This window comes from Winogradskyella sp. 4-2091, from assembly GCF_045765065.1.
Classification (GTDB): Bacteria; Bacteroidota; Bacteroidia; order Flavobacteriales; family Flavobacteriaceae; genus Winogradskyella.
The window spans coordinates 1-11,462 of the sequence record NZ_JBJKOD010000026.1; the positions used below are offsets into that span (position 1 = coordinate 1).

Here is an 11,462-nt window from a genome sequence, read left to right on the forward strand (position 1 = left end):
TGATATTGATGTGTTTTTTCCCATTTTGGCTATATTTTACTCAAATATACCAAATCTTGGTAACGTAGCCAAATTGCACACAACGTGTTTGTGTAAGATTAGTTGCGTGTTTTAAGCACTAAAGTTAGCAAATAAATCACAGATAGAAAGTCCGCGAGGACTTTTGTAAATTGGCTAAAACCAGCAATTAATTTTACACGGTGTTGGCAAATCATTTTTTTTTATTTAAAATATTTTTTTGATTTTTTCCAAATTTGATATTTACTGTGTTCGCCTAAATAGTAGTAAAATTTTCCATCTGGTTTAATCAGTATAAAATTACCATACCTTACTTCATAAGGGAAAAATAATTCTTTAAATAGATTATCTTTATCTTCTATCCAATTAATTCTATTATTATAATAATATTTTAGATTTTTGGATTCAGGTGAGTTTACCCAAAATTGATTTATATCAGCTGTCTTATGTAACTTTTTAAGATAGTCTTTGTCTAAAACATTCCAACTTGACCTTGAAGTTGAGTCTACTTGCTTTTCGCTTGGAAACGCAGTTAAATAATTTATTACAATATTTTGAGTGGAATCAATTTTTCTTTCGCTTATATCAGTCAAATAAGATTTTAGATTAGAAAAGGTTTTTTTGTCAAGTTGTCCGAATTTTTGTCTAGTAATTAATATACCTATTTGGGTAGAATCGTTTTCGAAATATAAATCCAAATTTTTGCTGTAGTCTTTAGTTTTAATAAATTCTTTTTGATTTATTTTTTCTCCAGCTTCGTTGTAGAAAACTATCGGTTTTTGTTGTCCGAATATTAAAGAGGTGAAAAAGAAAAATATAAATGTTAATCTCATAGTTTGAAGTTTTGTTCTAAATGTTCGCTAACGGTTTTGTGTATGATTTCGTTGCGTGTTTAAGCATTAAAGTTAGCAAATAAATCACAGAAAGAAAGTCTGCGAGGACTTTCGCAAGTATGCAAAAAGCCAGCAATAAATTATATACGGTGTTATCTGCTGGCTTTTCCCTTGCGGTTAAATTTCGATTACTTATGAGGTTCTAAATTTTGTTAGCCTTGAAATGAAAATGTAACTTATACTGTAACAAAACTTATATCTTTTCGTCTCTAAAATATAACCAACTACTAATTTGATGAAACGTATTCTTGTCATTGTATTATTATTTTTTATTTCATTAACTTTTATAAACTGCAAAAAGCATATTTCTATAGATTCTTATATAGAAGAACTAGCTTCAAAGGGTAAGTTTAATGGAAATATTTTAGTCGTTAGAAATGGAGAATCAGTATATGAAAACTCTTTTGGTTTTTCAGATGGCTCAAAAACGGTTAAATTAACAAAGGATTTTCGTTTCGATTTAGGTTCAGTATATAAAGAGTTTCCAGCAGTTTCAATCATGCAACTTCAAGAAAAGGGATTATTAAATGTAGAGGATAAACTTGATAAATATCTAATAGATTTACCTATTTGGGCTTCAACAATTTCAATTAAAAATTTATTGCAGTATACAAGTGGTCTTCCTCAAGTTGAATGGGATAAATATTTTGAAAAAAATGAACGAATTACTGATGAGAAAATTAAAGAAGATTTATTAAATATAAAAGAATTGGAGTTTAAGCCAGGAAAAGATTATTTATATACCAATCATAGTCCAATTTTATTGTCTCAAGTCGTAGAAAAAATTACAAATCAAACTTTTAAAGCCTATGTTAATCAAAATTTATTCATTCCCTTTTCATTGAAAAGTGCAGTTATTCATCCAGAAGCTCCTTATTTAGATAAAAATTTAATGGCTATTCCTTTTGATGATGATTACGAGGAAGATTCTTATAAAGTAACAATCTCAGGAGCTATTTTTAGTTTAACAGCTAACGATTTATATAATTGGATAGAAAACCTTCATACGTATAAAATTATAAATCAAGAATCTGTAAAATTCTTGTCTGAAGAAGCAGATTTTTTCGGAAATATTCAATCGCCTTTAGGTTCTGTAGAATGGAAAAATAATAGAATTATAGAACATTCTCATCACGGTTCCGCTGGAAATTATGAATGTATTGTAAGAAGATTTAATAACGATAAAGATGTATTAACTATAATAGTTCAAACAAATCAGAAACATAAAAATGTAGGTGATATTTCAGATGAAATTAAAAATATTTTAAAATTCAATTAAGTATCAAAAGCCTTACGTTAAAATTGATGTTTCGTAAGTTCTTTCCATTTGAAATTTAAGTTAGGAAGTTTTTTTAGCTTGCAGATAACGTGTTTGTGTATGATTAGTGGCGTGTTTAAGCACCTAATTTAGCAAATAAAAACCGAATAGAAAATCCGCTAGGATTTTCGTAAGTAGGCGAGAACCAAGCAATGAGTTATACACGGTGTTGGCAATAGGCATTATTTTTCAGTTATTAATTTCTTCAATTGTTCTTTCGCTCCTTCTCCTGGTCTATTTGCAAATCCGTTGATTAATTCTCCATTTGGATTATAAATCAAAAAGTGAGGAATTGTTTTTATTCCTAAATCTTCAATTACTTTAGAAACATTACCATTTTCGATAAAGTAATTTTGACTTTTTGAGATTCCATCCGATTCCATTGCTAATTTCCAATTTTCTTTTTTGTCGTTCAAGCTCAAATAGATAAACTCAATATTTTCTTTTTCTAATTCTTTTTTAAGTATTACAGATTTTGGCATTGTTTCTCTACAAGGCTTGCACCAACTTGCCCAAAAATCAATGTAAAGCCATTTTCCTTTATTATTATTTATAATATCAGAAAAAGTGATTGTATCATTTTTAATTGTAGTCAAAATCAATTTGTCAGACTTACTAAAATCCAAGTTGTATTTTTCTTGAATTTCTTTTATTTTTCTTTGATTGGTGGTATTTTTAATTAATTTGTTGAAATATTCTTCTTTGTCTTTAACTCTAAAATTTTGAGCAATTCCGTTGTAAACTATAGGTAAGAGAAAGTTTTTAGAAGTTTGGTTAAATCTTTTGTCATTTAAAATAGAATCAAATCGAACTCTTGAATCTATATAAAATGCTCCAGAGTTCATATTGTTCTCTTGAATAAAAGAAAGATTATATTTGGAAATATTGTTTAAGTAATCTCTGAAATATGAAAAATTCATTAAAGAGTCTGTCTTTGATAAATCTAAACTATAAATAATTTCGATATTTTCTTTATTTGAAAAAGATTTGTTTTTTTCTCTCCATTCTTTTATAGTTTTGAGGTTTTTGTGTTTTTCTAATAAACCAGTTAAAATTTCTTTGCGGTAAAAATAATTGTCTTCTGAAATCAGTTTTTCTTTTTGTAATGAATCTAAAAATTCAGTTTCTCTTTCTCCATCTTTAACTGCTTGTTGGTAAAAATCAATTGTAGTTTCTTCCATTGATTTCTCTTTACTTAATAAAAAACCAAGAAATATTTTGTGATGACTTGGGTATTTGTTGTCAAATAATTCTTTTAATCTATAATTATTATAGTTTAGTTCAATATCATTAACCTGACGATTTGTAATTTTAGCGATTGGTAATTTATTTTCATACTCAATAATAATTGTGTCTCCATTTTTTATGAGATAAGTATTAGGTATGGAAGAGTATGTATTACGAGTACTTATTTCCAAATAATCTCTATAATACGGTATTGTTAAAGTGTCTATTTCGTTCACTTTAGGTTTCCAAATACTGATATTGTTTTGTGAATCATAATAAGCAAAAGTCGGACTTTCGATAGGTGAATAAGGACCAGTTTTTTCATTCGATTGCTGTCCTATACTATCTTGTTTTATATAGTGTTTATATGATTCTGGTGCGTATTTTGAAATTAAAACAACCTGTTTTGGTTTCTTTTTTAATATTTCCTCCGCTTTCTTTTCGCTCGTATTCTTACAAGATATAAAAGTTAAAATCAGAAGTAGAATGTTTAATCTGTGTTTCATTTTCAGCTTGTTGCCAACGTGTTTGTGTATGATTTCGCTGCGTGTTTAAGCACTAAATTTAGCAAATAATTCACAGATAGAAAGTCCGCGAGGACTTTCGTAAGTAGGCTATAACTAGCAATGAATTATACACGTTGTTACAGCACGTATTTATTTCAGTTTTATGGTAATTCAAAAGTAGGATTATCGAAACAGCTTTCCGAATATTTTTTTCCGATTAATTGTTCGATAATTTGAACTGTTTTTAAATGACAATATTTATGACTTTCAGCAAAGTCCAATACTTTATTAATTCCATCAGACAAACCTCCGGAACTTTCTATTTCGAAAATTTCTAACCAATCTTCATTTACTATTACATAATAACGATTTTGGTCATATTCCTCATTTAAAAATTCAAATGAATAAACTCCACATTCAATATTTTCATTTTTGTCAATTCCATAATAGATTTCGAATGTTCTAACCATTAAGAATAAATCATACTCAAAGTAGTATTCTATATTTTCAATTTCGTTTTGTTTCACAAGAAATTCAGCAAGCTTTAATTTCAGAGATTTTAACTCATAAGTACTTTTAATTGGCTTAATCTCAAATTCACAATTCTTATTCAATTGAGTTGTTGGATTTCTATTGACTCTAAAGTGAATATTTACTAACCTTGAAATATAGTCTTGTATAATTTCTGTACAATATTTTTGTTTATTCGCAAATTCCAATGTTTTCGCAATTGAGTCTTTTAACCCTTGTAAAGTTGAAATATCTAAAATGCTAAATGAGTTATCGTCTACAATAACAAAAAAGGAACGATTGTGAGATGAAGCATTGTTAAAAACATAAATTCCATTTTTAAGGTTTTCATCGATTTTGTTTTTATGAATTCCATAAAAGTTAATATGCTGGTCTATGCTTTTAATTGATTTTTTTTCCAATAAAAATTCCGCTAGTTCGAGTTTCAAACTTTCCACAGTCAATTTTTCAGTTTCTTGACAGAATCCAAAATTTGAAGTAAGTAAAAGCGTTAATAGAAGTGCGATTCTCATATGTTCTGTAACGTGTTTGTATATGGTTTGTTGCGTGGTTTAAACACCTAATTTAGCAAATAAAAACCGAATAGAAAATCCGAGAGGATTTTCGTAAGTAGGCTAGAACTAGCAATAAATTATATACGGTGTTACCACACGTATTTATTTTTCTGTGTTTAAAAATTCTTCAAATAATTTTATTTCTGTGGTATAACCAATGTCCTTTATTTTATTTCCGTTTTTATCTATAATCACAAAGTAAGGTTGCGAATTATTCTTAAATTTTTCAGTTTGTAATTCCGAATGTTTCTGTCCAACATATTTTAATAATTTTCCATTCGTTTTAGATTTTATACTTTCATTTTCGGGTAAACTTGTTCTATCGTCAACATAAAGGTTCACAAAATGGAATTCATTTTTTAATTTTTCTGTGATTGTTTTGTCGGATAGAACGTAATGTTCAATTTTTCTAGCGTTTACACAAGCATAGCCTGTAAAATATAGAAGCAATGGCTTTTTAAATTCTATGGATTCATTTAAAAGGTCATCATAGTCCACATTACCAGCGTTTTTAAAAATTCCGTCATATTCTTTTTCGGTTGGCTTTGTTTCTGACTTTTTTGATTTTTTAGTTTCTTGAAAATCTGCGAAAACTTGTTTATATGTTTTTTCCGGATTAGAATGTTCTTTTAAATAATTATGAAACTCATCTATAAAATCAGATGGGACTTCCAATTTTTCTAATAAAATTTTGTCTTGGTTCCAATTGTCAATATTCGCAGGTCTTTTTGCCAGTTCATTTGAAACTAATATTGTCGTTTTGGTTAATTCATAAGCTTCTGATTCTTTAAATTCCAATACTTTATCATATAGATTTTGAAATGTTAGTTTGGCATCACTTTCTTTATTTGAGGCTAATTCGACTAAAATTGTTCCTAAAACTGGACCATTTGAAAAAACTTCGATATCTCCATCGTCAAGTCCACAATTTTTAAGTAGTGAGAAGTCTTCTACAAATCTTTTCAAATTATCCGTGTCGTTTGGAATCAGATTTATTTCCTTTTTTAGAATTTTTTCACAATCTTGGGTAGATTGACAAAATCCATTGAAAGATAGAAGTAATGTTGTTATTAGTAACGTTTTTCTCATATGTGTGGTAACGGTCTTGTGTATGAAACGTAGCGTATAAATAAACGCTAACTTTTCGGATTTAGCACGAGCCGAATTTTTATTTTTTCTATTTATCTTTTAATTTCTAAATATACAAAAATAAAAATTTGGCGGACTTAATAAATAAGCAAAAACCTCTCGAAAAGCCTGTAATAGCTATGGTTTATACACGTTGTTGTGCATAGTGCTTTTCACGTTCGGCTTGGTTTTCCGATGTTTGTTATTTAGTTCAAAAGTGAGTATTGGCAAGACATACTCTTTTACAGTTTGGGTGAAGCGTGGTTGATGCGACTGGAAATGTGTATGGCTTTGAGCGTTGGCAATTCTGTGTCTTTAGTTTAAATCCATCTTCTCACTTTTTCCGCGTATTGTATATATTCATTTCCAAATTCACGTTTTAAAAACTCTTCCTCTAATCTTATTTGTGTATTCACGCTTAAAGTAGATAATGAGATTATGAGTAAAGTAAACGCATTGGGAATTACAAGAAATAATCCAATATTCGCAATCATAATACCTAAAAATATTGGGTTTCTTGAAATTGAAAACACTCCTTTTGTTACTAATTTGGTTTTGTTATTTTCATCAATTCCAATTCTCCAAGAATTTGACATTTGACTTTGAGAAATCCAAACAACAATTAATGATATAACCAAAAGAGTCCAGCCAATCTTTTGTAAAATAGGATTTTCTAAATACCAAAAAGGAAGTAAATATTCGTACCACTCATTTTTAAAAGCATAGATTCCAACAACAATAAGCTCAAAAACTGTAATAAATGTAAAAACCTTACCATTGTAATCGTGAGCATTATCTGTTTTTTTAAATGTTAACGGATTTATTCCTGTTTTTCTCCAAAGCAATACAGACCTTAAAACAAACACCAATAAAAAATATAATATGAGAAAAGCGAATAGTAACATAATTTCTAATTTTATGTAAAAATGCTATAAAAATCAATGCAATGGAAGTGCATTTATTGTCCACTGCACTTATCGCAAATACCTCTTACAACCAAGTTTACATTTTCTGAAACAAAACCATCAGGTACTTTTATTTGAGGGATTTTATGCTCTGTTAAACAAACAGTTTCGTTACAGTTGTTACAATGAAAATGCAAGTGTAAATCGGTTTCAAGTTCACAATTACATCCCTTTTCACACAAAGCATATTTTGTAATTCCTGTACCATCGTCAATTTGATGTACAATATCTTTTTCTTCAAATGTTTTGACGGTTCTGTACAACGTTGTTCTATCTGCTTTCTCGAAAGCATTTTCTATATCGCTTAATGTAACAGCAATTTGCTTTTCTGCAAGGAACTTGTAGATTAACAAACGCATTGCTGTTACGCGAATATTTTTAGATTCTAATAATTCTTCTATTGTTTGCATAATTAATCGTGGTCTTCGTTTCCAAATGGTTTAATTATTATACCTACACTAAATATAAATCCATCTGTTGGTGCATATATTTCTGGAAATATAGGATTTTCGTGTGGTGGTAAAACCAATGGTGAGAACCTACTTTGTCTTCTATCTGTGAAATTTTCAAAGTTCACAAATGCACTACCAAATTTAAAATTACGCATTAATAGTAAACCCATTGTTACAAAGTCTGTTGTTTCACTTCCATTTGATAAAAACTGCTTTCCAGTATAAAATGTTTCATAACCAATTCTCCATTTTTCAGATTCATACATCAACACGCTTCCTGCGTTATGTTTTGCTGTTAAAGGCTTTTGCGGATTTCCTGCCAAATAGTTCAATTTCGTATCTATTAGCGCATAATTTAAAAACCATCGAAAATCTTTGTATGTAAACTTTATGTTTGTTTCTGCTCCTTTACTTAAAATTTCGTCTGTTGCATTTTCAAATGCAAAAAATCCGTTATCTGTACTATTTAATAACAAACCATTGTTTATTGCAGTAACATAGAATAATTGATTTACAGAAAAACCAATCTCATCAGTTAAACGTGTTTGATAATTAAAATCAAGATTTAAACCATAAGAACGTTCTGCTTTTAAGTTTGATTTATCTATACCAAGTACATTTTCGAAATTTACAAATTCAGCTTCTTCTGTGAAAATATCAGGTATTTTGTAGCCTAAACCACCACCAATTCTGCTTGAAAATCCATTATCGTTTTTATATAATAATGAAACTCTTGGAAGTGGAAAAAATCCAAAGTCTGTATTGTAATCTGCTCTCAATCCAGTTTCTAAAATCCAACTATCTGAAAGGTCATAAATGTTGTTTGCAAACATACCAAACGTTATATCTGTTTGGTCACGTTGTAAAGTTGCACTATCATTCTCATCAAAGTCTGAAGTATATAAGTTTGCTCCAAAAATCCAATCAGCTTTTGAAGTTGCTTTTTGATAGGTAACTTCTGTAAACGTATTGATTTGTTTACCGTCAAAATTAAAATCTGGAATAGTAAGGTTTCTATCGAAAAACGAAATACTATTTTTTATGTTCAAAGAACTTATTGAATCTATTTGCGTTTTATAAACTGCTTGACTGCTCAACCTTTTTGAGATATTTTCTTCTGTATATTGATGAATTCCATTTTCTCCACTTTCAATTTTTGTTATATCTCCACCAATTCTGTCATCGTAAGTTCCATTTAAACCAATCCAAAAGGTTGTTTTTTCTGATGGATAATAAAAGAATTTTGGATTGAAAGAAATCGAAGTCGTTTTAGACAAATTACTAAATCCATCATCTTCTGGGTCGTAAGCCTTTTGATAATGACCAGAACCATAAAGCGAAACACCAAATTTGTTATTTCGTTTGCTGTAAAATATATTTGCTGTACTTCCCAATGCTTGTGTTTGTGTTAGCATAATATCTAAAGCTGGTTCTTCGTCTGGTGTTTTTGAAACCATATTTACTAAACCTGCAATTGCTCCACCACCATAAAGTGTTGATGAACTTCCTTTTATGATTTCAAATTGTTGTAAATCTAATGGCGGAATTTGCAAAATGCTCAAACTACTCGAAAAACCACCATAAAGAGGAAATCCATCTCTTAAAAGTTGTGTGTAACGCCCATCGAGTCCTTGGATTCTAATATTTGTACTTCCACTACTTAAAGAAGTTTGTTGCATTTGAATTCCTGTACTTTCACGAAGTACCATTGAAATATTGGTTGGATTCATTATGGCTTTTTCGCCTAATTCCTCTGCACCAATAAATTCTATTCTTGTTGGAATTTTCTTTACAGTTCTCGTGCTTCTTGAAGATTGCAATACAACTTCGTCCAATTCGTTTCCGCCACTTTTTAATTTGAAAATTAAATCGGAATTAGTTGGAATTTGAATAGTAGTTTTTAATGTTTCATATCCTAAATATGAAATTATGATAATATGTTCTCCGTTTGGAATTTCTGTAAAAGTTGCAATTCCGTTAAAATCGGTTACTGCTCCTTTTTCTAATTCCTCAAAATATACTGTTGCTCCAAATAACGGTTCTTTTTCGGATTCTGAAACTACTTTTATTTGTATATCAGAGGTTTGTGCTTTTGCAAAAAAGCAAATTATAATTGTGAGCATTGTGCTCAATAAGTATTTATTCATTGAAAATGTAAATATTAATTAACTAAAAAAATTGACTTCTTGTCGGTATTTTAGCTAATTAATTGTGGCGGTTGCCAAATATTGGAATGATAATCAAATCTGTAAATTGATTGATAAACAGGTATTATTTCTGTAGAAATTGAGTTGTTAATACTTAATTCGAAAGTTTGAAGTAGCTGGTATGTGATTGCTATTCCACAACAATCACAAACACAGGTTACTGGGCAAGAATCGTCACTATCTTCTTGGTGGTTGTTATTTGCGCTTATTTCGTCTTGGTGTTGGTCTTCATAATTATTTCCGTCAGAACAAGGTGTAATTGACAACGCAAGGATTAACAATGATAATATGATAGTAACGAATTTCATTGACACAAAGATAAATAAATATCAATGCAATGGTATTGCAAAGTTATTTCTTAATTCTGTTTTGTGTCCCGTTTTTGAGCGTTGGCAAAAAACAGCTCTTTTATTTTTTTAGGCGTTGGCTTTTTGTGGCTGGGAAAAAATAAATGTGCTGTTTGTGCGGTTGGCTTTTTTTTGTTCAAAAGTTGATGTTTGGAACGATTTTCCGCATTATGCACAACGTGTTTGTATATGGAAAGTTGCGTGTTTGCGTGCGAGGAATTTCCGAAGGAAATTCAGACGTAGCAAACGTGCAACGACCTTTGATTTAGCCTAACACCAGCAATTTTTTATATACGGTGTTGTACGCAGTATTTTTCGCAGTATTTATTTCTCGTATACTGCTATTAATTCTCTACTATTATCAAATTCATATTTAAATTTTCCGACTTCGAATACACTTTCATCAATCTTATTAAATCTCCCTTTGTTCATAAATAGAAAATCATCTTGATTACATTCTTGTGAGTAATGTGCGATTACTAAATTGTGAAAATTGAAATTTCCATTTCTGTTTTCGTGCAATGATAGAAATTCGTTTTTCATTGCTTCTGGGACATTCATAAGCGCTTTGGTTTGTCTGTTCACTTCTTCCATTGCCTCAATTTCATTTCTATGGAATTGTTTGGCTTCCTTGACCATACTTTCTACCATCGGTTCGTTTATTTCTTTAAGCCATTTTGTTGATGAGTTTTCCCATTCTGACGATGTGAACGCTTTAAGAATCTCATTTTCAAATTGAAGATATAGTCCAAGTTTTTCTGACTTGTATAATTCTTTATCTTCTTTAGTTAAATTCATAATCGATTTCACAAAATTCAAGTCAAAGTTCTCATAATCGATACCTTCTTGTAAGATGTCCTCAATATTTAAGTCAGAATACTCAAAATCCCAATCAATTCCTTTTACAGCCTTTGATACATCTGAAAATGAAATTTTAGATTTATTCTCTGCTAATACGAATTCAAGTTTTTTTGTTAGGGTTTTGAATCCTAAAACAGATATTTTGTCAGAATCAAAAGAATGTATTGTATAAATGTGGTTTGTTGGAAAACCGATTTTCTCAATACAATTGTTTATTGAACCTATTTCCAATTCGTCTATCGGAATTAGCTCCTTATTCTCAACTTTGAAGAATCCTGTTTTGCTACTATATTCGTTTTTGGAAAATAAATTTTTAAACATTCGTAAAGGTTGGTTTATATTGCGTACAACGGTCTTGTGTATGGAAAGTTGCGTTTATGTGTGCGAGGAATTTCCGAAGGAAATTCAGACGTAACAAAAATGCAACTACCTTGGGTTAAGCACTAATTTAGCAA

The 11,462-nt window shown here is 29.6% G+C and carries 10 protein-coding genes; 1 reads left to right on the forward strand and 9 read right to left on the reverse strand.

The features are described from left to right. Positions 1-221: 221 nt before the first annotated feature. Positions 222-851: a hypothetical protein gene (locus tag ACJBCC_RS16980; RefSeq protein WP_299103502.1), complete on the reverse strand. Its 630-nt coding sequence runs from the start codon at positions 849-851 to the stop codon at positions 222-224. A 295-nt stretch (positions 852-1,146) separates the two neighbouring features. Here ACJBCC_RS16980 and ACJBCC_RS16985 point away from each other — a divergent pair, with 295 nt between their 5' ends. Then, the gene (locus ACJBCC_RS16985; protein WP_299103501.1) at positions 1,147-2,190 is read left to right on the forward strand and encodes a serine hydrolase; all 1,044 of its coding nucleotides are present in this window, start codon (positions 1,147-1,149) and stop codon (positions 2,188-2,190) included. 221 nt (positions 2,191-2,411) lie between these two features. Here ACJBCC_RS16985 and ACJBCC_RS16990 read toward each other — a convergent pair whose 3' ends face one another. The 8 genes from ACJBCC_RS16990 to ACJBCC_RS17025 form a co-directional block, all read right to left on the reverse strand. Beyond that, positions 2,412-3,962 (reverse strand): TlpA disulfide reductase family protein, encoded by a 1,551-nt coding sequence (locus ACJBCC_RS16990; RefSeq protein ID WP_299103500.1) that lies wholly within the window; start codon positions 3,960-3,962, stop codon positions 2,412-2,414. Positions 3,963-4,123: 161 nt separating this feature from the next. After that, positions 4,124-5,005, reverse strand: a complete 882-nt coding sequence (locus ACJBCC_RS16995) for a hypothetical protein (RefSeq protein ID WP_407557890.1) — start codon at positions 5,003-5,005, stop codon at positions 4,124-4,126. Between the two features lie 144 nt (positions 5,006-5,149). Then, entirely contained in the window at positions 5,150-6,136 is a 987-nt protein-coding gene (locus ACJBCC_RS17000; protein WP_299103544.1) for a thioredoxin fold domain-containing protein, read from the reverse strand. Between the two features lie 359 nt (positions 6,137-6,495). Continuing rightward, entirely contained in the window at positions 6,496-7,080 is a 585-nt protein-coding gene (locus ACJBCC_RS17005) for an isoprenylcysteine carboxylmethyltransferase family protein (protein ID WP_299103545.1), read from the reverse strand. A gap of 53 nt (positions 7,081-7,133) precedes the next feature. Then, a complete protein-coding gene (locus ACJBCC_RS17010) occupies positions 7,134-7,550 on the reverse strand; it encodes a Fur family transcriptional regulator (RefSeq protein WP_407557891.1) in 417 nt (138 codons plus the stop codon). Between the two features lie 2 nt (positions 7,551-7,552). Next, on the reverse strand, positions 7,553-9,715 hold the full coding sequence (locus tag ACJBCC_RS17015) for a TonB-dependent receptor (RefSeq protein WP_407557892.1): 2,163 nt from the start codon (positions 9,713-9,715) through the stop codon (positions 7,553-7,555). Between the two features lie 74 nt (positions 9,716-9,789). Continuing rightward, a complete protein-coding gene (locus tag ACJBCC_RS17020) occupies positions 9,790-10,107 on the reverse strand; it encodes a DUF6660 family protein (protein ID WP_299103548.1) in 318 nt (105 codons plus the stop codon). Positions 10,108-10,470: 363 nt separating this feature from the next. After that, on the reverse strand, positions 10,471-11,328 hold the full coding sequence (locus ACJBCC_RS17025) for a hypothetical protein (RefSeq protein WP_407557893.1): 858 nt from the start codon (positions 11,326-11,328) through the stop codon (positions 10,471-10,473). Positions 11,329-11,462 lie beyond the last annotated feature (134 nt).